Genomic DNA, 19,944 nt, shown 5'->3' with positions numbered 1-19,944 from the left:
GCGCCGTTAGCATCGCGAGCAAGCCCGCTCCCACATTAAATCTCCATGATCTGGATGCTTACGCCTCCTGATAGCTCTCGATCGACGGGCACGCGCACACCAGGTTACGGTCGCCGAACACGTTGTCGACACGACCGACCGGTGGCCAGTACTTGCCTTCGATCAAGGATGCAACCGGGTACACCGCTTGCTCGCGGCTGTAAGGATGGGTCCATTCACCCACCATTTCAGCAGCCGTGTGCGGCGCGTTTTTCAGCGGGTTGTCTTCCTTGTCCAGACCGCCGCTTTCGACTTCGCGAATTTCTTCGCGAATGCAGATCATGGCGTTGCAGAAGCGGTCCAGTTCTTCCTTGGATTCGCTTTCGGTCGGCTCGATCATCAACGTGCCCGCAACCGGGAACGACATGGTCGGGGCGTGGAAGCCGAAATCGATCAGGCGCTTGGCCACGTCGTCGACGCTGATCCCGCTGGTTTCCTTGAGCGGGCGCAGGTCGAGGATGCATTCGTGAGCCACCAGGCCGTTGCTGCCCGAGTACAGCACCGGGTAATGCTCTTCGAGACGGCGGGCGATGTAGTTGGCGTTCAGGATCGCTAGCTGCGAAGCACGCTTGAGGCCTTCGCCGCCCATCATGCGGATGTACATCCAGGTGATGGGCAGAATGCTTGCGCTGCCAAATGGAGCCGCGCATACCGCGCCTTCCTTGCGCTCCATTGCCGCGTGACCCGGCAGAAACGGCGTAAGGTGCGATTTGACGCCAATCGGACCAACGCCTGGACCGCCACCGCCGTGGGGAATGCAGAAAGTCTTGTGCAGGTTGAGGTGGGACACGTCGCCGCCGAACTTGCCCGGTGCACACAGGCCCACCATCGCGTTCATGTTGGCGCCGTCGATGTACACCTGACCGCCGTTGTCATGAATGATGCCGCAGATTTCGCGAATGCCTTCTTCGAACACGCCGTGGGTCGACGGGTAGGTGATCATCAGCGCGGCGAGATGGTCGCGGTGCTCCAGGGCCTTGGCGCGCAGGTCTTCAATGTCGACGTTGCCTCGTGCGTCACAGGCGGTCACCACAACGCGCATGCCGGCCATGTTGGCGGTTGCCGGGTTGGTGCCGTGGGCCGAGGACGGGATCAGGCAGATATCGCGGCGCTCTTCGCCACGGCTCTGGTGGTAGGCACGAATGGCCAGCAACCCGGCGTACTCACCTTGGGAACCGGCGTTTGGTTGCAAGGAGATGGCGTCGTAACCGGTTGCCGCGCAGAGCATGGCTTCCAGTTCAGTGGTCAATTGCTGATAACCCTCGCTCTGCTCGGCAGGTGCAAACGGATGCAGGCTGCCGAACTCGGCCCAGGTGACCGGGATCATTTCGCTGGCAGCGTTGAGTTTCATGGTGCACGAGCCCAGCGGAATCATGGTGCGGTCCAGCGCCAGATCCTTGTCTGCCAACTTGCGCAGGTAACGCATCAGCTCTGTTTCGGAGTGGTAACGGTTGAACACCGGGTGGCTGAGGATTGGCGACTGGCGCAGCAGTGCAACTGGCAGGGTGCCCGTTACACTCGCGGCCAGAGCGTCGAAGTCAGGCAGGGTCTGGCCATCGGCGGCGAGCAGGGTCCAGAGAGCAATCACGTCGCACTGGCTGCTGGTTTCATCCAGCGACAGGCCCAGACGCTGGCCGTCGATCACGCGCAGGTTAATGCGCTGTGCGTGGGCTTTGGCGTGCAGGGCTGCGGTGGTGTTGCCGGTGTTGAGGGTCAGGGTGTCGAAGTACTGTTCTTGCTCGACAGTCAGCCCCAGCGCGCTCAGGCCCTGGGCCAGAATCGCGGTCAGTTGGTGAATGCGCTGAGCGATCTGAATCAGGCCTTTTGGGCCGTGGTACACGGCGTACATACTGGCAATGTTGGCCAGCAGTACTTGGGCGGTGCAGATGTTGCTCGTGGCCTTCTCGCGGCGGATGTGTTGCTCGCGGGTTTGCATGGCCAGACGCAATGCCGGTTTGCCGTGACGGTCAACCGAAACACCGACCAGACGACCCGGCATGTCGCGCTTGTAGGCGTCACGGGTGGCGAAGTAGGCAGCATGCGGGCCACCGAAGCCCAGTGGTACGCCAAAGCGTTGTGCGCTGCCGATGGCCACATCCGCGCCGAACTCGCCCGGAGGCGTCAGCAGGGTCAGGGCCAGCAGGTCGGCGGCAACAGCCACCAGTGCATTGGCGGTATGGAAGCGCTCAACCAGTTCGCGATAATCAAACACGTCGCCGTTGCTGGCTGGGTATTGCAACAGGGCACCGAAGAAAGCCGACACGTCTGTCAGTTCGCGCTCGTCGGCAACCACAACCTCAATGCCCAGCGGCTCGGCACGGGTGCGCAGCACGTCGAGGGTTTGGGGATGGCAGTGGCTGGAAGCAAAGAAACGGTGGCTGGTTTTGTTTTTGCTCAGGCGTTTGCAGAAGGTCATCGCTTCGGCAGCGGCGGTGGCTTCGTCGAGCAGCGAGGCGTTGGCAATCGGCAGGCCGCTAAGGTCGCTGATCAGGGTCTGGAAGTTCAGCAGGGCTTCGAGACGACCCTGGGAGATTTCAGGCTGATACGGTGTGTAGGCGGTGTACCAGGCCGGGTTTTCCAGCAGGTTGCGCAAGATTGGCGAAGGCGTGTGGCAGTTGTAATAGCCCTGGCCGATATAGGTTTTGCACAGTTGGTTCTTGGCGGCGATGGCCTTGATCGAGGCCAGTGCGTCGGCTTCGCTTTGACCGGCCGGCAAGTTGAGCACGCTGGTGCCCTTGATGCTTTCCGGGATTACGCTGGCGCTGAGGCCTTCAAGGGAATCAAAACCGAGGGTGGCGAGCATGGCCTGCTCATCGGCCTGGCGCGGGCCGATGTGGCGCGCGATAAATTCATTGGCAGTGCTGAGGTTGATGGTCATGGCAGGCTTCTCAGTTGTCGTCTTGGGCTTTGATCAGGCGGTCGTAGGCATCCTGATCGAGCAGTTGGCCTACAGCGTCGGCATCGGCGGGCTTGAAGCGGAAGAACCAGCCTTGACCCAGCGGGTCTTCGTTGACCAGTTCCGGGCTGCTGTCCAGGGCCGGGTTTACTTCGAGCACTTTACCGTCCAGCGGCATGTACACGCCGCTGGCAGCCTTGACCGACTCAACGGTAGCGGCTTCTGCGCCCTTGTCGTAGGACTGCAACTCAGGCAATTGCACAAACACCACATCACCCAGAGCGTTTTGCGCAAACGCGGTAATCCCCACAGTTACGCTGCCATCGGCTTCGGCGCGCAGCCATTCGTGGTCTTCAGTAAAACGCAATTCGCTCATGGAAACTCCTCAGGGCCAGACATGTCTGGTGGTCACAGGTAAATGCTCGTGCAGCTCGAGCTTATGGAGGAGTTCTCTGCAAGATAGTTGCCAGTTTAAAAATATCGTTATTTATCAATTGCTTGGTAGTTATTTGGTGTTATTTGGGGAAAGGCGCTGTAGCGATATCGATACAGCCGCAAGACCCTAAAAAAATCCAAGGGGATCAAAGCCTTGCATAGCTGAGGTTTAGAGGGCGTGTATCGATATCGCTCCACTGGAGTGATATCAATACAGTCGATGGGGGCATTCGTGGGAGCGAGCCTGCTCGCGATGCAGGCGACGCGTTCTTTCAACGAAGCCGTGTCGATTCAATCGCGAGCAGGCTCGCTCCCACTAGCAGGGGCTGGGAATGCTCAGGCCTTACCCGGTATCCCGTATTTGCGCAGCCGGTGGGCAATGGCGGTGTGGCTGGTTTGCAGGCGAGTGGCCAGTTGTCGGGTCGAGGGGTAGCTGACGTAGAGCTTTTCCAGCAGCGCTTTTTCGAAGGTTTCGACGGCGTGCTCCAGGGTTTCTACCTCGCCATCGCTTTGCCGTGCAACCGAGGTGCCGGCGATGTCCAGGTCGCCAATGTCGACGAGGTTGCTTTCACAAATGGCCGCTGCACGAAAGATCACGTTCTGCAGTTGGCGCACGTTGCCGGGCCAGCGATTGCCCAGCAGGGCCGGGTAGGTGCCCGGTGCCAGACGGCACACCGGACGCTGAATCTGGGTGCAGGCCTGCTGCATGAAGGTGCGCGCCAGCAGCAAAATATCCTGACCACGCTCGCGCAGGGGCGGCACTTCGATGTTGAGCACGTTCAAGCGGTAAAACAGGTCTTCGCGAAACGTACCCTCGTTGACCATTTTTTCGAGGTTGCGGTGAGTGGCGCTGAGGATACGCACATTGACCTTGACCTCGCGCTCGCCTCCCACCCGGCGGAAGCTGCCATCATTGAGAAAACGCAGCAACTTGGCTTGCAGGTAGGGTGACATTTCAGCGATTTCGTCGAGGAACACCGTGCCGTGGTTGGCCAGTTCCATCAGCCCGGGCTTGCCGCCACGCTGTGCGCCGGTGAAGGCACCGGGGGCATAGCCGAACAGTTCGCTTTCGGCCAGATTTTCTGGGAGTGCGGCACAGTTGAGGGCCAGGAACGGTGCGGCGAATCGATCACTGATGGCATGGCAGGCGCGGGCGACCAGTTCTTTGCCGGTGCCGGTTTCACCCTGGATCAACAAGGGCGCGTCCAGGGCCGCCACGCGTTGTGCCCGGGCCTTAAGCGTGCGAATGGCAGGTGAGTCGCCAAGCAGTGCATCAAAGCCTTCAGCGTGATCATGGTGCAGCGCTGCCAGGCGCTCGCCGATGCGACTGGGTTGATACAGGGTCAGCAGGGCACCCGCATCGGTGATGGGAGTGGCATCGAGCATCAACGGGTGGCCGTTAAGCGTGACTTCGCGCAATGGCAGGCGAAAGCCGTTTTCCAGCAACACGTCCAGCAACCCGGGGTCGGTGAACAGCTCGCCGATACTTTCGCCGGTGGGTTCATGGCCATACAGCGCCACCAGTGCCGGGTTGGCCAGCAGCACATGGCCCTCGCTGTCCAGTGCCAGTACCGGATCAGTCATGGCGGCGAGCAGGGCATCGAGTTGCAGGTGGCGGCGTTGGCCGGGAAGGATATCGACCACGGTCACGGTCTGCACACCCTTGACCCCGAACAGCGCTTCTCGCAGTTCGTCGAGCACTTGCGGACTCAGGGTCGGGGCGTCGATATATACGTTGGGCGGGACCATCTCCACCGCATCCAGATTGAGGTTACGCCCGCCCAGCAGTGCCAGGACTTCCTGGGTAATGCCGACACGGTCGATGAAACTGACATGGATACGCATGGGAACTACAGACACTTCTGGCCAGCGGGGATGGCCAGTATGCCTTGGTGGGGGAGATAGGTGAAATTCCGTGGGAGCGGGCTTGCCCGCGATGGCATCAGCGCGGTCTGGCGATAAAACCCCGTTGCCTGCATCGCGAGCAAGCCCGCTCCCACAAAAGCGCAGCCACCATCAAGCGGCTGAATTACTCCAGATGTTCTGGTTTGATCGGGTCACCCGGCTTGTGGTTGAGCTGGGCCAATACGTCTGAAAACATCTTGTCGTAGTAACCGTGCATCGCTCGGATGTCTGCGGTTCTTGGAATGCCGTGCTTTACGGCAATCTGGAATGCGTCATGGGCAAAATTGAAAGCCATGTCCTTGGGCAGGGTGAACGACTCTTTGAAGTCCTTCTTGTTGATCTGGCCATGCATGTCGAACTGCATCGACTTGCCTTCCTTGGGATCCTGAACGACCTGGTAATCAATCTTGATGTCATACCCAAAGTCGCCCGGCTGCAGCGGTTCACGGTGGATATGCAGGTGACCGGGTTCGAACGAGGCCATAGGGTTACTCCTTGATGCTATGGGAAAGGGCAGGCCCAGGGCCTGCCCTGGGACTCAGTAGTAAGTGATACCCGATTTTTCCGTACTGACGCGAGTACCGGCCTTACCTTGAACGATTGCTTCGATATCCGCCAGTGCGCCAATCACTGCGGTCTTGCCGGTTTTGCGGGCGAACTCGCAAGCAGCTTCGACTTTGGGCCCCATTGAGCCCGATGCAAACCCGAGCTTTTCCAGTTCGTCGGGGTGAGCCTGGGCAATGCCCTTCTGGGTTGGCTTGCCCCAGTCGATAAAGGCCGCATTCACGTCGGTGGCGATCACCAGCAGGTCGCTGCCCAGCTGTTGGGCCAGCAGCGAGGACGCCAGGTCCTTGTCGATCACCGCCTCAATGCCCCGCAGCTTACCGTCTTCGCCGTACATGGTAGGGATACCGCCACCGCCGGCACAGATCACGATGGTGCCTTTTTCCAGCAGCCATTTGATCGGACGAATTTCGAAGATGCGCTTGGGTTTCGGGCTGGCGACCACGCGACGGAACTTGTCGCCGTCAGGAGCAATGCTCCAGCCTTTTTCAGCGGCCAGGCTCTTGGCTTCGGTTTCGCTATAGACCGGCCCGATCGGTTTGGTCGGATTCTGGAACGCAGGATCTTTAGGATCGACTTCAACCTGGGTCAGCAGCGTGGCGAAAGGCGCCTCTGGTGGCAGCAGGTTGCCCAGTTCTTGCTCGATCATGTAGCCGATCATGCCTTCGGTTTCAGCTCCCAACACATCTAGCGGATAAGGAGCGACGGCAGTGTAGGCGGCGGCTTGCAGCGATAGAAGGCCAACCTGGGGACCATTGCCGTGGGCCACTACCAGCTCGTTGCCGTGGGCAATGCGGGCGATTTGGGCGGTAGCGGTCTGGATGTTTTCGCGCTGGTTCTCTGCGGTCATGGGCTGGCCGCGACGCAAGAGGGCGTTACCGCCCAGTGCAACGACGATACGCATAAAAAATATCCTTATTGAAGTGTGAGAGGGCCTTGTGTGGGAGCGAGTCAGCTCGCGAAGCTCGTTCGCGAGCTGGCTCACTCCCACCGTAGTTATGCGTGCACATAACTACGGTGGGCCAGGCTTAGATATCAGCCAGTGCCGCTACCAGAATCGCCTTGATCGTGTGCATGCGGTTTTCAGCTTGCTCAAAGGCGATGTTGACGGGGGACTCAAACACTTCCTCGGTCACTTCAATACCGTTTTTCAGGTTTGGATGGTGCTCGGCCACGTCCTTGCCGACTTTGGTTTCACAGTTGTGGAACGCAGGCAGACAGTGCATGAACTTCACGCGCGGGTTTTCTGCAGCCTTGATCATGTCGCTGTTGACCTGATAAGGCAGCAGCAGTTTGATGCGATCGTTCCAGGCTTCGACCGGCTCGCCCATCGATACCCATACGTCGGTGTGGATAAAGTCCACGCCTTTGACGGCAGCTTTAGGGTCTTCCGTCAGGGTGATTTTGGCACCGCTTTCCTTGGCGAATTCCTGGCACTGCTTCACGAACGACTCTTCTGGCCACAGGCTTTTGGGGGCCGCGATGCGCACGTCCATGCCCAGTTTGGCGCCGATCAGCAGCAGCGAGTTACCCATGTTGTTGCGGGCGTCGCCCAGGTACGCATAGCTAATGTTATGCAGCGGCTTGTCGCTGTGTTCACGCATGGTCAATACGTCGGCGATCATTTGCGTCGGGTGGAATTCAGCGGTCAGGCCGTTGAAAACCGGTACACCAGCGTACTTGGCCAGTTCTTCAACAATGGCTTGTTCAAAACCACGGTATTCGATGGCATCAAACATGCGGCCCAGAACGCGGGCGGTGTCTTTCATGCTTTCTTTGTGACCGATTTGCGAGGAAACCGGGTCGATGTACGTCACGTGTGCGCCCTGGTCGTGGGCCGCCACTTCGAATGCGCAACGGGTGCGGGTCGAGGTTTTTTCGAAGATCAGCGCAATATTTTTGCCTTTCAAGTGCGGCTCTTCAGTACCGGTGTACTTGGCGCGCTTGAGATCGCGGGACAGATCCAGCAGAAAGTGCAGCTCACGTGGAGTGTGGTGCACAAGGCTCAGCAAGCTGCGGTTTTTCATGTTAAACGCCATGGGGATCTCCTGGGTTTTTCGATAACCGGCTTGCGCCGCCCCTTGTGGGGGCCGCCGCAAGCAATCATTTGAGTGAATTAATAGTCGATTGGGTCACGTACGATCGGGCAGGTCATGCAGTGACCGCCGCCACGGCCGCGTCCCAGCTCGGAAGCGCTGATGGTGATCACTTCAACGCCAGCCTTGCGCAGCAGGGTGTTGGTGTAGGTGTTGCGGTCGTAACCGATCACCACGCCAGGTTCCAGCGCCACCACGTTGTTGCCGTCGTCCCACTGCTCGCGTTCTGCCGCGAAGGAGTTGCCGCCGGTTTCGACGACACGCAGTTTTTTCAGGCCCAGGGCGTGCGCAACGACTTCGAGGAAGCTGCCTTCTTCGCGTCGCACGTCGATGCCGCCTTGTTTCTTGTCATCCGGGTAAAGGGAGAAGGCAACGATCTGCTTCACGACTTCAGGGAAGATGGTCACCAGGTCGCGGTCGCAGAAGCTGAACACGGTGTCCAGGTGCATCGCGGCGCGGGAGCGGGGCATGCCGGCCACGATGATGCGTTCTACGGCTTTGTTCTTGAACAGGTTCAGCGCCAGTTGGCCGATGGCCTGACGCGAAGTACGCTCGCCCATACCGATCAGTACCACACCGTTACCGACCGGCATTACGTCGCCGCCTTCAAGGCTGGCGTTGCCATGGTCGACAGTCGGGTCGCCGTACCAGATCTGGAATTCGGCGTTGGTGAACTCGGGGTGGAACTTGTAGATCGCGGTGGTCAACAGGGTTTCTTGACGACGCGCAGGCCAGTACATCGGGTTCAGCGTTACGCCACCGTAAATCCAGCAGGTGGTGTCACGGGTGAACTGGGTGTTGGGCAGTGGTGGCAGGATAAAACTGGTGTGCCCCAGGAAGTCCCGGAACATCTGGATGGTCTTGCCACCGAAGCTGTCCGGCAGATCGTCTGCCGACACGCCGCCGATCAGGTATTCGGCCGCCTGGCGTGGCTCAAGGCTCTTGATCCAGGATTTGACTTCGTTGACCAGGCCCACGCCCACCTGATTGGGGGTCACTTTGTGGTCCAGGATCCAGTCCAATGCTTCTGGAAGGGCGACGATATCGGTCAGCAGGTTGTGCATTTCCAGCACATCAATGCCGCGGTCGCGCATCTTGGTGACGAAGTCGAAGTGGTCACGCTTGGCCTGGTTGACCCACAGCACGTCATCGAACAGCAGTTCATCGCAGTTGCTTGGGGTCAGGCGCTGGTGAGCCAGGCCTGGGGAACACACCATAACCTTATGCAGCTTACCGGCTTCGGAATGCACGCCGTACTTCACTTTTTCCGTGGTCATTACAGTCATCCTCCAAAGTACACAAACAGGTTGTTACAGGGTCAGGAAACCGTCGTAGAGACCATAGGCAGCCACCAGGGCGCCGATCACTACTGCGGCAAAAATCACTTTCTCGATGTTGGTGAAAACAGGTTGGCCGCTTTCTCGCTTGGCCTTGGCGAACAGAATGGCGCCAGGTGCGTACAGCAAGGCCGAGAGCAGCAGGTACTTGAGGCCGCCGGCATAGATCAGCCAGATGGCGTAGATCAGCGCGATGCCACCAATGATCAGGTCTTTCTTGCGTTCAGCCAGGGCGTTCTCGTAAGTCTCGGCGCGCACCGCCAGCAGGAAGCCGTAGGCCGCAGACCAGAGGTAAGGCACCAGGATCATCGAGGTCGCCAGGTAAATCAGCGACAGATAAGTACTGGCCGAGAACAGTGTGATGATCAGGAACAGTTGCACCATGGCGTTGGTCAGCCACAGGGCGTTGACCGGTACATGGTTGGCGTTTTCCTTTTTCAGGAAGGCCGGCATGGTGTGGTCTTTAGCGGCCGAGAACATGATCTCGGCGCACAGCAGCACCCAGGACAGCAGGGCACCCAGCAGAGAGATGATCAAACCGACGCTGATCAGCACCGCACCCCAGTGACCGACAACATGCTCAAGCACGGCCGCCATCGACGGGTTCTGCAGTTTTGCCAGCTCAGGCTGAGTCATGATGCCCAGCGAGAGCACGTTCACCAGTACGAGCAACAGCAGCACGGTGATAAAACCGATCACGGTTGCGCGGCCCACGTCGGAGCGTTTCTCGGCACGGGAAGAGAAGATGCTTGCGCCTTCGATGCCGATGAACACCCACACGGTGACCAGCATCATGTTGCGCACCTGGTCCATCACGCTGCCCAGGTCCGGGTTTTTTACGCCCCAGATGTCACTGGTGAAGATGTCCAGTTTGAACGCGAAGATGGCAATCAGGATAAACAGCACCAGCGGTACGATCTTGGCAACGGTCGTGACCAGGTTGATGAACGCAGCTTCCTTGATCCCGCGCAGTACTAGGAAATGCACGGCCCAGAGCAGGATTGACGCGCCGATGATGGCGGCGGGGGTGTTGCCTTCGCCGAAGATCGGGAAGAAGTAGCCCAAGGTACTGAACAGCAACACGAAGTAGCCGACGTTACCCAGCCAGGCACTGATCCAGTAGCCCCAGGCGGATGAGAAACCCATGTAATCGCCGAAGCCGGCCTTGGCGTAGGCGTAGACACCACCGTCCAGGTCAGGTTTGCGATTGGCGAGGGTTTGGAACACAAAAGCGAGGGTCAGCATACCGACTGCGGTGATTGCCCAGCCGATCAGGATTGCACCTACATCGGCACTGGCGGCCATGTTTTGCGGCAATGAAAAAATACCGCCGCCAATCATTGAGCCGACTACCAGAGCAACCAGCGCACCCAGTCGCAGTTTTCCAGGAGTATCAGACATTTGTAGTGACTCCAATCTAGGAGAAGTGAGGCTTCGAAGTTAAGTCCATTGATAATCAAGCCATTTGACATAGATCAGGGCATTACTACATTCCATTGTTAGTAGAGCGGGGAAGGTCGCGATGACGTATTTTTATGACGCTTCCTGAAAGCCTTACGCCAGAGGTGTTTTCAGGTATTAATAGGTCGGTTAATCGCGTTGTCGTGGAGATTGAAGCTAGCCAGTATTTTCAGATTTGCAAATGTCACGTCCATGTTTCATGAAACGGTCGATGAAATTAAATCGTCATCTATATGTGAACTGTTTTTTAGGCTTCAATAGAAAAGAACGTTATTAGTAACGGCTGGCTTATTGCGCAACCCTATTGAACGTTCGGCGGGTACCTATAATTAGTCGGTGAACGCTTTAATTCCGATAATGATGAGTTTAAATAAACAGCACACTCAGAGGTGGCGATGTCGCAACAGACGCAGAAGCTTCGGCTAAACGCCTTGATCGCATTGGTGGTGGGTTCGATGATCGGCGGCGGGATTTTTTCGCTGCCACAAAATATCGCCGAGCGTGCTGCGGGTGGTGCCGTATTGATCGGCTGGACGATCACTGCGGTAGGGATGCTGGCGCTGGCCTTCGTGTTTCAGACCCTTGCCAATCGCAAGCCGGAACTCGATTCGGGGGTGTATGCCTACGCCAAGGCCGGGTTTGGTGACTACATGGGCTTCTCATCCGCCTGGGGCTACTGGATCAGTGCCTGGATGGGGAATGTGGGCTACTTCGTGTTGCTGTTCAGCACCCTGGGGTATTTTTTTCCGGTGTTTGGTCAGGGCAACACGCCTGTTGCCATCGGCTGTGCGTCGCTGTTGCTGTGGGGCGTGCACTTTCTGGTGCTGCGCGGGATCAAGGAGGCAGCGTTTATCAACCAGCTGACCACAGTTGCCAAGATCGTGCCGATTGTCATGTTTATCGTGCTCACCGCCGTGGCCTTCAAGGCGGATATTTTTACCCGGGACTTTTGGGGCACTGAAACGCCCAGCCTGGGCAGCGTGATGGACCAGGTGCGCAACATGATGCTGGTCACGGTGTTTGTCTTTATCGGTATCGAAGGCGCCAGTGTCTACTCGGGTCGTGCGGAAAAACGCTCGGATGTCGGCAAGGCTACGGTAGTAGGTTTTCTTGGGGTACTGGCTTTGCTGGTACTGGTGAACGTGCTGTCGCTGGGGATCATGAGTCAGCCAGAGCTGGCGAACCTGCAGAATCCGTCGATGGCCGGTGTGCTCAAGCATGTGGTGGGGGAGTGGGGCGCGATCCTGATCAGCATCGGGCTGGCGATTTCGCTGCTGGGCGCGTTGTTGTCGTGGGCATTGTTGTGCGCTGAAATTCTGTATGCCACGGCCCGGGACAAAACCATGCCGGCGTTCCTGAAAAAAGAAAACGTCAACCATGTGCCGGTCAATGCCCTGTGGTTGACCAATTCCATGATCCAGATTTTTCTGGTGATTACCCTGGTGTCAGCGGGGACCTACACCAGCCTGATCTACCTCGCGTCGTCGATGATTCTGGTGCCTTATCTGTGGTCGGCAGCCTATGCGGTGCTGCTGTGCGTGCGGGGGGAGACTTACGAGCAGGCGAGCCGCCGGCGCATCAAGGACATGGTGGTGGGGGGGATAGCGCTGATCTATGCGATGTGGCTTCTGTATGCCGCCGGGCCCAAGTACCTGCTGCTGTCGGCATTGTTGTATGCCCCGGGGATAATCTTCTTTGCCAAGGCCAAGCGTGAGCAGGGCGAAGTGCTGTTCAAGTCCTGGGAAAAAGTCATTTTTGCGGCGGTGTTGATCGCAGCACTGGGGGCGGCGTATGCGCTCTACAGCGGAGCAATATCCTTATGATTTGTCTTTGGTAGCAGCTGCCGAAGGAACGAGGCTGCGTTCGGCGGTGTAGCCGTCGTAAAGTCAGGCAACTTCGTTGTGTCAGGTTAAAACGGGATTCTGGTTTTACGACGGCTTCGCCGCCGGACGCAGCCTCGCAGGCTCGGCAGCTGCTACGAAGTACTTGGCAAGCTTTCCGGCCTCGACCAGATCCACAGGTTACCCATGCTCATGCCGGCAATGGCAAGGAACACAGGCCAGTCGTGATCGAGCACGTACAGCATCAATCCTGCACAGAGCAGCATGCTGAGGGTGGCGCTCACTTTGGCTTTGCGCTGGATGATTTTACCGTTGCGCCAATGGGTCAGAATCGGGCCAAATAATCGATGGTTTTCTAACCAGGCACTCAGGCGTGGGGAGCTTTTGGTCGCGGCCCAGGCGGCGAGTAAAATGAATTCAGTGGTCGGCAGGCCGGGAATCACAATCGCGATCAAGCCAATGCCCAGGCTCACGTAGGCCAGCAAGCCGAACAGGATACGCGCGATTTTCGACGAGGATTGGGTTTGGCGGGTCATAAGCTCAAGACGCGTAAAGGACGCCCGGTCAGCGAGTGCTGGCCGGGCAACAAGCTTAAGCCAGTTCTGGCTGTTTCACGTAGGTCTGTTCCAGCAGGAAGGTAAAGCGGCTGAAAGCATCGTTGGCGGCTTGTTCCAGCTCGGCATCTTCCTCTGGGGTGAGTTCGACGCTGTCGAGCATTTCGATAAAGCTCTTCCAGTTACGACCACGGCCTTCGGCAGGTTCGCCCATGTGACGGGCACCGTGGGTTTCGCTGAGGCCCAGCAGACGGGCTTGCTTGATCAGTACGCCCGCGCCCAGTTTGGAGCCTTCGGACACAAACACCCAACCCAGTGCCTGTGCCTTGCTCGGTGCATTAACCGCGCCGGTAACAGGTGCCGGCAGTTCTACGCCCAGGTCGATCAGGTCTGCCTTGATTTGAGCTGCGCGGCAGCGCTCAGGCAAGTTAGGGATGTGCTGAGTGAGGCGTGGATCGGTATGCAGCGCTGCCAGCTCGGTCAGGAACAGATACTGGGCGGTCGCAAAGTGGGTGTAGTTTTCGAGGCTGCCAAAGGGATCGCGGCCCATGACCTTCTCGCCCAGGGTGTCGTGAGTCTCACGGGTGGCGAGGGTCAGGCGCTTGGAGCGCTCGGAAGGACGCGGTGCGGAATCTGGAGTGGTCATGCCAATATCCTTGAGAATGAGATGCACTTTGTAACTAGACGATCAGGAAGACGGATCACAGTAAAAAATCCTCACTGCGCAGTACAAAAGTCTGCGCAGTGAGGCGCGCGGTCAGATATCCCAGACCAGATTGATCGCGAAGTTGCGGCCCGGAGCGGTCAAACGCTCCATATTGGCCGGGTTCAGCACACCGGCTTCACCCACACTGTCGTAACCGCGTACGTCATCCCAGTTCCAGTATTTCTTGTCGGTCAGGTTGTACAGGCCAGCGTTGACGGTGACGTCCTGGCTGACCTTGTAGAAACCGGTCAGATCCAGCACGCCATAGCCCGGCGATTTGAACTGTTTGCTGGTGCCGTCCGGGGTAAAGAAGGTGCTGTCGTCGACCTGATTTTTGCTCTTGACCAGTGTCCAGCTCACCAGGCCACCGTAGTTCTGTTGCTCGTAGCCCAGACCCATGACGGCGGTCAGCGGGTTGACGCTGTTGATCGGTTGACCGGTGTCGTTATTACGACCGTGGGCATAAGCCATCGAACCGCGGGTGTAGAGACCCTGCGGCGCGCCGAAGGCGTCCAGATTCAAGCGGCCTTTGACTTCAGCCCCCTTGATGGTGGCGTGCTTGATGTTGTTGGTCTGGAACGCAAGTTCGTTGTAGCCGGGGGTGATGGCGTCTTCATTGATGAAATCACGGTATTTGTTATAGAAAACCGCGACGTCGAATGAGCCGGCATCAAAGTTGCCGCGCAGGCCAGTCTCGTAGCTTTTGCTTTTTTCCGGTTCCAGATCAGGGTTTGGCTCTACCGTGTAACCCGCCTGCAGGTTGTCATAGCGGCCATACAAGGCTTTGGCGCTTGGGGTGCGGAAGCCTTCGCTGTATTGGCCGTACCACGTGTAGTTGTCGTTGAACGCGTAGGTCACGCCAAATTTGGGCGACAGACGATGCCAGACTTTGTCGTCATCGTTCACAGTGCCTCGCTGGTCGCTGTTGACGGTATTGAGAAATTCCTGGGTGATGTGCGGCGTCAGCTTGGTGTAGTCGTAGCGCAGGCCCGGCATAAAGGTCCAGTCGTTCCAGCTGATCTGATCCTGGGCGAACAGGCTGTAGGTGTTGATGGTTGGATCGGGGAAGTCACTGGACTTGACCAGATAATCGCTCGGGCTATTGGCCCCGACAGCCGTGCACCCTCTGCCTACTGCCAGGCAAGTACCTGAACCGCTGCGTGAACCGGTGACGTTCTGGTGCTTGACGGTGGCGCCGTAGGTCAGCAAGTGATCGGTGTCGGCAATCTGGAAAGCTTTATCCGCCTGGGCGTCCAGGACCCACATTTTTTCTTCATATTTGGTGTTGCGCGAGCGCATCACATTGCGGGTGAACGGGAAGTAATTTTCCAGGGTGTTTTGGTCGGTCTTGGCGATCTGGTAGTTCAGGCTCCACTTAAAGTGATCGGTCAGCACGGTATCCAGAACCATGCTGTTTTCCACACCGAAACGTTCGCGAGTAATGGTGTCCTGACCTGTTCGGGAGCGATACATGCCCAGGGGTTGGCCATTGTTGAACGGGCCGCCGACAGCACTTTTCAAATCGATATCCGAGCGGTCCTTGTACTTCTCGTAGGTAAAGGCCAGGCGATCGTCATCGTTATAGTTCCAACCTGCCTTGGCCAGCACGTTGGTGGTTTTCACGTCTTCAGGGTTGGCCGCGGTACGGGACAGGCCGGTGCCGCCGTGATCGCCGTAAGACTTGGTTTCATGCCCGTCGCGCTGGCTCAGGTGCAGCAGGCCATCGAACTCACCCGAACGACCGGCCACGGTACCGGATTTGAGCCAGCTGCGATCGGCCGAGCTGTAGCCTGTTTTCAGGCGGGCACCGACATCCTGGCCCGGCTTGATAATGTCATCCGGGTCCAGGGTGAAGTAGCTGACGGCACCGCCGATGGCGTTGCTGCCGTACAGCACCGACGCCGGGCCACGCAGGATCTCGACGCGCTTGATGATCTCCGGGTCGACGTAGTTGCGCTGGGTCTTGGCATAAGGGCCGTTGAAGAACGAGCTGGGGATTTCAACGCCATCAATCTGGGTCAGGATCCGGTCGCCGTCGATGCCGCGGATGTTGAAGTTGCTGATGCCGCCGCGCTGACCGGCGCCACCTACCGACACACCCGGCTCATAACGCACCAGATCCTTGATGTTATTGACGTTATCGCGGTCCAGCTCCTGGCGGTCATGGACGGTGACGGTGCTGGGCACCGAGTTCACGTCCTGTTCCTGGCGAGTGGCGCTGATGGTCACTTGTTGCAAGGCCAGGGTGCCGGTGGAGCTGCTGCGCTTTTCCAGGACAATGTTGTTGCTGCCCAGTTTGCGGTAGCCCAGGTTGGTACCGATGAGCAGGCGTTCAAGGGCTTTTTCCGGAGGCAGGGAGCCGCGTACGCCGGGCGAGGAAACATTCTGCGCAAGCTCTGCCGGCAAGCCGACCTGCCAGCCAGTGACGGCGCTGAAGTCGTTCAGGGCAGACGCCAGCGGCTGCTGGGAAATCGCAAATTTGTAATTGCCCACGGAGCGGGTGGCCGGCTGCTCATCGGTCGCTGCCAGGACGGGAGTCGCCTGTACACCGGCCAGGAGCATGGCAGCGGTCAACAACGACAACGTGCACTGTTGCAAACCGCCCGTGCGGACGTTGGATGAGGACCGGCTGTTGAAACGAGTGGGCATTGATAGCGCTCCGTGGTGAACGAATCTTATAGTTGCGAAGCTGATTCAAAATGCGAATCAGTTGCATTGACTACAACGAGACGAACGACCTGTGGCTATCGCGTAAAAAAACTTACAACTAATTGAGAATGACCAGCGCGGGGAATTCCGAGATGTTGCTCGAGGTGATGTGGGCGAGTGAGCGCAGGATATCCAGCGGTTGATCGAGCCGGTAATTTCCGGTCACTGCAATGCTGGCGAGTTTGTCGTTGTTGCTCACGATCCATCCGGGGTAATAGCGTCGCACTTCATCCAGTACTTTGCCCATCGGGCAGTTTTCAAACACCAGACGCCCCTGAACCCAGGCCAGATCGGTCTGGGGGTTGAGCCTGGCGGTCTTGCTGAATCCGTTGGGGCCAATGCGCACGCTGTTACCGGCTGACAAGCGCATTTGCGTGCCAGCACTGCTTACCCGTAAATCAACATCGCCGCGTTGCACCCGCACTTGCGCTTCGCCATTGAGGTAGCTCACTGCAAAGTCGGTATCGCGCACGCTGACACGCACGGGGCCTGCATCGAGCACCATAGGGAGTTCCAGGTCGGCCGGGATTTCGAAGTACGCCTCGCCTTGGTACAGGCGGGCGCTGGCCTGGGCGTTGACCACTTTGCTGGAGAACGCAGAGTTGGTGTTAAGCAGCACTTTTGAACCGTCTTCGAGCTGCAGGCGCTGGCGCTCGCCGACCACGGTCAGATGATCGGCTTGCAGTCGCAAGGGCACGTTGCTGTAACTGCCGACACAGATAATCACCACCGCCGCTGTTGCCAGGTGTTTCCAGTGCCGCCCGATGCGACGCAACAGGCTGGGGGCGCGCCGGGTTTGCAGGGTTTGCGCAGCAGCCAGCACCGGTTCTCCATTCCAGATTGCGTTGGCTTTGGCAAAGGCATGGGCGTGGGCAGGGTCGGCATTGAGCCAGTTATCGAAGGCGGCTTTTTGTTCGTTGCTCGCACACTCAAGGGTAATCAGCCAGTCCAGTGCCTGATCCATGGCGCTGTCTTGCAGCATGTTTTGCGCCTCTTCAGGCGCAGCTGATTGGTGAGTGTCCGTCACGGATGTTCCTTGGCAGTTTCAGAGCGTTCGTACAGGCGTCGCCAGTCAAGGTTAAGGGCGATTAAGTCTGTCGGCTACCCCGATGCAGATTGCCATGATTAATTTGAGTTCCTTTTGAACCGTGCTCAATGAAACGTCAAGCTCTTCGGCAATCTCTTGATAACTGCAGCCGTGGAGACGGCTCAGGATGAAAATCCGCTGTTGACGGGCGCTTAGCTGGCTCAGGCTCACACTCAAACGCTCCAGTAATTGCGCGGCTTGATGGTCTTCTTCCGGGGTGCTGAGAGGGGAGGCGACGCCTTCAATGACGTCCAGTGGCACATCTTCGACCACTGTGCGTGACTGAATGCGCCGGGCGCGCAGATGATCAAGCGCCAGGTTGCGTGCGGTCTGGAAAACAAAGGGTTCCAGGTGTTCGACGGAACGCTCGCTCAAGGCGCGCGTCACGCGCAGGTAGGTCTCTTGCAGCAGGTCTTCAGCGGTGCTGTGGTTATTGACCATCCGCTCCAGCGTGCGCAGCAAGGTGACCCGCTGGGTCAGGAAGACTTGATTGAAGTGGGACTGACTCACAGTGCTACCCGACCGGTTTTGAGCGAATGATAATGCTTATCATCTGTACTGTTGGTCAAGCGCTGTTTTGAAATGACGTGAAATCGTTCTGGTGGGAGCGAGCCAGCTCGCGAAGGTTGTAGACGATAGCGCGTCTTCGCGAGCAGGCTCGCTCCCACCAAAAACCTAAACTCGGCCCTTCAAGTACGCGTTGTAGTCCGGGATGCGGTGTTCATGGGGCTGGCTCATCAGCGGGCTGCTGAGCATGAAGTCGGCGCTGCATTCATTGCAGGCCACTGGAATGTTCCAAACCGCAGCCACCCGCAACAACGCCTTGATGTCCGGGTCGTGGGGCTGGGGTTCGAACGGGTCCCAGAAAAACACCAGCATGTCGACCCGCTGCTCGGCGATCTGGGCACCGACCTGCTGATCGCCGCCCAGCGGGCCGCTGATCATGCTTTCGATCGGCAGTCCAAGGCGCTGACTCAGTAACAGGCCCGTGGTGCCAGTGGCGCACAGGTTGTGCTGGCTGAGTGCCGAGGTGTGTCGCTCGGCCCAATCCAGCAAGAATCCCTTGCAATGATCATGAGCCACCAGGGCGATACGCTTGCGCGCTGCCAGGGTGGCTGTAGTGAAGCTGATACCGATCATCGCGTTACTCCGCGTTGCACAGCGCCAGGCAGTTATCGAGCATGCGGTTGGAGAAGCCCCACTCGTTGTCATACCAGGCCAGTACTTTCAGCAGTTTGCCGCTGACCTTGGTGTGATTGGCGTCGAAGATCGACGAAAGCGGGTTGTGGTTGAAGTCGCTCGATACCAGCGGCAGGGTGTTGTAACCCAGTACCTTGGAATGCTGGCTGGCTTCCTTGAACAGCGCGTTGACTTCAGCTGCGGTGGTTTCGCGCTTGAGTTCAATAGTCAGGTCAACCAGCGATACATTGATCACTGGAACCCGCACGGCCATGCCGGTCAACTTGCCGGCCAGCTCAGGCAATACCAGGCCAACCGCTTCGGCTGCACCGGTTTTGCTCGGGATCATGTTCTGGGTGGCCGAGCGCGCACGGTACGGGTCCGAGTGATAAACGTCGGTCAGGTTCTGGTCATTGGTGTAGGCGTGGATGGTGGTCATCAGGCCGTTTTCAATGCCGAACTCGCGGTGCAGGATTTGCGCCACAGGTGCCAGGCAGTTGGTGGTGCAGGAAGCATTGGAAATAATTTGGTGGGATTGGCGCAGAATGTCGTGGTTAACACCATAGACCACAGTCGCATCGGCATTTTTACCAGGCGCAGAGATAATCACCTTACGGGCACCAGCGCTAATATGCGCTTCAGCTTTGCTGCGATCTGTGAACAAACCTGTGCATTCAAACACCACATCGACTTTAAGTGCCGCCCATGGCAGTTCAGCCGGGTTGCGAATAGCGGTCACGCTAATGCGGTCGCCATTGACCGTCAGGCTCTCCTGGTCATGCTCGACCGTCGCGTCGAACGTGCCGTGAACCGTGTCGTACTTCAGCAGATGAGCATTGATCGAACTGTCACCCAGATCGTTGATAGCGACGATCTGCAGGTCCTGACGGTAGCCTTGGGTATACAGTGCGCGCAGGACGTTACGGCCGATTCGGCCAAAACCATTGATTGCGATTCGTAGAGTCATGGAAAGCGCCTGCCATCGATTTGTTGTTGGAATTACAAGATTATTCGCATAAAAATAGAAAACAAGCCATTTAAGTGGCAATATTTTGTTTTATCTACAACGAGTGACCTGAATCAACGGGTCCGAATGATTGAAGTCGCTCCTAAAAGCCCTTCGGTCAGCATAGGA

Annotated in this window: 16 protein-coding genes; 1 reads left to right on the top strand and 15 read right to left on the bottom strand. The window is 58.0% G+C overall.

Going from position 1 to position 19,944, the window contains the following annotated elements:
• Window positions 1-58: 58 nt before the first annotated feature.
• The 8 genes from gcvP to arcD (RGV06_RS08765) all read right to left on the bottom strand — a co-directional run bounded on the left by gcvP (window position 59) and on the right by arcD (RGV06_RS08765) (window position 10,673).
• A complete protein-coding gene (gene gcvP / locus RGV06_RS08800; protein ID WP_046808872.1) occupies window positions 59-2,917 on the bottom strand; it encodes an aminomethyl-transferring glycine dehydrogenase in 2,859 nt (952 codons plus the stop codon).
• A gap of 10 nt (window positions 2,918-2,927) precedes the next feature.
• Window positions 2,928-3,311 (bottom strand): glycine cleavage system protein GcvH, encoded by a 384-nt coding sequence (gene gcvH, locus RGV06_RS08795; protein WP_019822299.1) that lies wholly within the window; start codon window positions 3,309-3,311, stop codon window positions 2,928-2,930.
• A 395-nt stretch (window positions 3,312-3,706) separates the two neighbouring features.
• Complete coding sequence (locus RGV06_RS08790) at window positions 3,707-5,215, bottom strand: sigma-54-dependent transcriptional regulator (RefSeq protein ID WP_019822300.1); 1,509 nt, start codon at window positions 5,213-5,215, stop codon at window positions 3,707-3,709.
• 184 nt (window positions 5,216-5,399) lie between these two features.
• On the bottom strand, window positions 5,400-5,759 hold the full coding sequence (locus RGV06_RS08785) for a DUF5064 family protein (RefSeq protein WP_019822301.1): 360 nt from the start codon (window positions 5,757-5,759) through the stop codon (window positions 5,400-5,402).
• 54 nt (window positions 5,760-5,813) lie between these two features.
• Complete coding sequence (gene arcC / locus RGV06_RS08780) at window positions 5,814-6,743, bottom strand: carbamate kinase (protein ID WP_019822303.1); 930 nt, start codon at window positions 6,741-6,743, stop codon at window positions 5,814-5,816.
• 124 nt (window positions 6,744-6,867) lie between these two features.
• Entirely contained in the window at window positions 6,868-7,878 is a 1,011-nt protein-coding gene (locus tag RGV06_RS08775; protein ID WP_019822306.1) for an ornithine carbamoyltransferase, read from the bottom strand.
• Between the two features lie 77 nt (window positions 7,879-7,955).
• Window positions 7,956-9,212 carry an arginine deiminase gene (gene arcA / locus RGV06_RS08770; RefSeq protein WP_322149824.1) on the bottom strand — a complete coding sequence of 419 codons (1,257 nt, stop codon included), beginning with the start codon at window positions 9,210-9,212 and terminating at the stop codon, window positions 7,956-7,958.
• Between the two features lie 33 nt (window positions 9,213-9,245).
• On the bottom strand, window positions 9,246-10,673 hold the full coding sequence (arcD, locus tag RGV06_RS08765; RefSeq protein ID WP_019822310.1) for an arginine-ornithine antiporter: 1,428 nt from the start codon (window positions 10,671-10,673) through the stop codon (window positions 9,246-9,248).
• Between the two features lie 455 nt (window positions 10,674-11,128).
• Here arcD (RGV06_RS08765) and arcD (RGV06_RS08760) point away from each other — a divergent pair, with 455 nt between their 5' ends.
• A complete protein-coding gene (gene arcD, locus RGV06_RS08760) occupies window positions 11,129-12,556 on the top strand; it encodes an arginine-ornithine antiporter (RefSeq protein ID WP_019822311.1) in 1,428 nt (475 codons plus the stop codon).
• A gap of 152 nt (window positions 12,557-12,708) precedes the next feature.
• Here the strand turns inward: arcD (RGV06_RS08760) and RGV06_RS08755 are convergent, their stop codons facing one another.
• The 7 genes from RGV06_RS08755 to gap all read right to left on the bottom strand — a co-directional run bounded on the left by RGV06_RS08755 (window position 12,709) and on the right by gap (window position 19,776).
• The gene (locus RGV06_RS08755) at window positions 12,709-13,110 is read right to left on the bottom strand and encodes a YbaN family protein (protein ID WP_019822312.1); all 402 of its coding nucleotides are present in this window, start codon (window positions 13,108-13,110) and stop codon (window positions 12,709-12,711) included.
• Window positions 13,111-13,165: 55 nt separating this feature from the next.
• On the bottom strand, window positions 13,166-13,774 hold the full coding sequence (locus RGV06_RS08750; RefSeq protein WP_019822313.1) for a biliverdin-producing heme oxygenase: 609 nt from the start codon (window positions 13,772-13,774) through the stop codon (window positions 13,166-13,168).
• Window positions 13,775-13,885: 111 nt separating this feature from the next.
• Window positions 13,886-16,483 (bottom strand): TonB-dependent receptor, encoded by a 2,598-nt coding sequence (locus tag RGV06_RS08745; RefSeq protein WP_322149823.1) that lies wholly within the window; start codon window positions 16,481-16,483, stop codon window positions 13,886-13,888.
• Between the two features lie 118 nt (window positions 16,484-16,601).
• Window positions 16,602-17,570, bottom strand: coding sequence for a FecR family protein (locus RGV06_RS08740; protein ID WP_037031625.1), 969 nt, complete (start codon window positions 17,568-17,570; stop codon window positions 16,602-16,604).
• Window positions 17,571-17,621: 51 nt separating this feature from the next.
• Window positions 17,622-18,140 (bottom strand): RNA polymerase sigma factor, encoded by a 519-nt coding sequence (locus tag RGV06_RS08735; protein WP_046808867.1) that lies wholly within the window; start codon window positions 18,138-18,140, stop codon window positions 17,622-17,624.
• 165 nt (window positions 18,141-18,305) lie between these two features.
• Window positions 18,306-18,770: a methylglyoxal synthase gene (locus tag RGV06_RS08730; protein WP_019822317.1), complete on the bottom strand. Its 465-nt coding sequence runs from the start codon at window positions 18,768-18,770 to the stop codon at window positions 18,306-18,308.
• A 4-nt stretch (window positions 18,771-18,774) separates the two neighbouring features.
• Window positions 18,775-19,776, bottom strand: a complete 1,002-nt coding sequence (gene gap, locus RGV06_RS08725) for a type I glyceraldehyde-3-phosphate dehydrogenase (protein ID WP_019822319.1) — start codon at window positions 19,774-19,776, stop codon at window positions 18,775-18,777.
• Between the last annotated feature and the right edge of the window lie 168 nt (window positions 19,777-19,944).

It is taken from the genome of Pseudomonas sp. CCI3.1 (assembly GCF_034313985.1).
Taxonomy (GTDB): domain Bacteria; phylum Pseudomonadota; class Gammaproteobacteria; order Pseudomonadales; family Pseudomonadaceae; genus Aquipseudomonas; species Aquipseudomonas psychrophila.
The sequence above is the reverse complement of the archived record's forward strand: the minus strand, read 5'-3'. Positions and strand labels throughout refer to the sequence as shown.

Excerpts from the sequence above, each read along its gene's own strand:
- gcvP (WP_046808872.1), bottom strand. The coding sequence starts at position 2,917 with ATGACCATCAACCTCAGCACTGCCAATGAATTTATCGCGCGCCACATC.
- gcvH (WP_019822299.1), bottom strand. The coding sequence starts at position 3,311 with ATGAGCGAATTGCGTTTTACTGAAGACCACGAATGGCTGCGCGCCGAA.
- RGV06_RS08790 (WP_019822300.1), bottom strand. The coding sequence starts at position 5,215 with ATGCGTATCCATGTCAGTTTCATCGACCGTGTCGGCATTACCCAGGAA.
- RGV06_RS08785 (WP_019822301.1), bottom strand. The coding sequence starts at position 5,759 with ATGGCCTCGTTCGAACCCGGTCACCTGCATATCCACCGTGAACCGCTG.
- arcC (WP_019822303.1), bottom strand. The coding sequence starts at position 6,743 with ATGCGTATCGTCGTTGCACTGGGCGGTAACGCCCTCTTGCGTCGCGGC.
- RGV06_RS08775 (WP_019822306.1), bottom strand. The coding sequence starts at position 7,878 with ATGGCGTTTAACATGAAAAACCGCAGCTTGCTGAGCCTTGTGCACCAC.
- arcA (WP_322149824.1), bottom strand. The coding sequence starts at position 9,212 with ATGACCACGGAAAAAGTGAAGTACGGCGTGCATTCCGAAGCCGGTAAG.
- arcD (WP_019822310.1), bottom strand. The coding sequence starts at position 10,673 with ATGTCTGATACTCCTGGAAAACTGCGACTGGGTGCGCTGGTTGCTCTG.
- arcD (WP_019822311.1), top strand. The coding sequence starts at position 11,129 with ATGTCGCAACAGACGCAGAAGCTTCGGCTAAACGCCTTGATCGCATTG.
- RGV06_RS08755 (WP_019822312.1), bottom strand. The coding sequence starts at position 13,110 with ATGACCCGCCAAACCCAATCCTCGTCGAAAATCGCGCGTATCCTGTTC.
- RGV06_RS08750 (WP_019822313.1), bottom strand. The coding sequence starts at position 13,774 with ATGACCACTCCAGATTCCGCACCGCGTCCTTCCGAGCGCTCCAAGCGC.
- RGV06_RS08745 (WP_322149823.1), bottom strand. The coding sequence starts at position 16,483 with ATGCCCACTCGTTTCAACAGCCGGTCCTCATCCAACGTCCGCACGGGC.
- RGV06_RS08730 (WP_019822317.1), bottom strand. The coding sequence starts at position 18,770 with ATGATCGGTATCAGCTTCACTACAGCCACCCTGGCAGCGCGCAAGCGT.
- gap (WP_019822319.1), bottom strand. The coding sequence starts at position 19,776 with ATGACTCTACGAATCGCAATCAATGGTTTTGGCCGAATCGGCCGTAAC.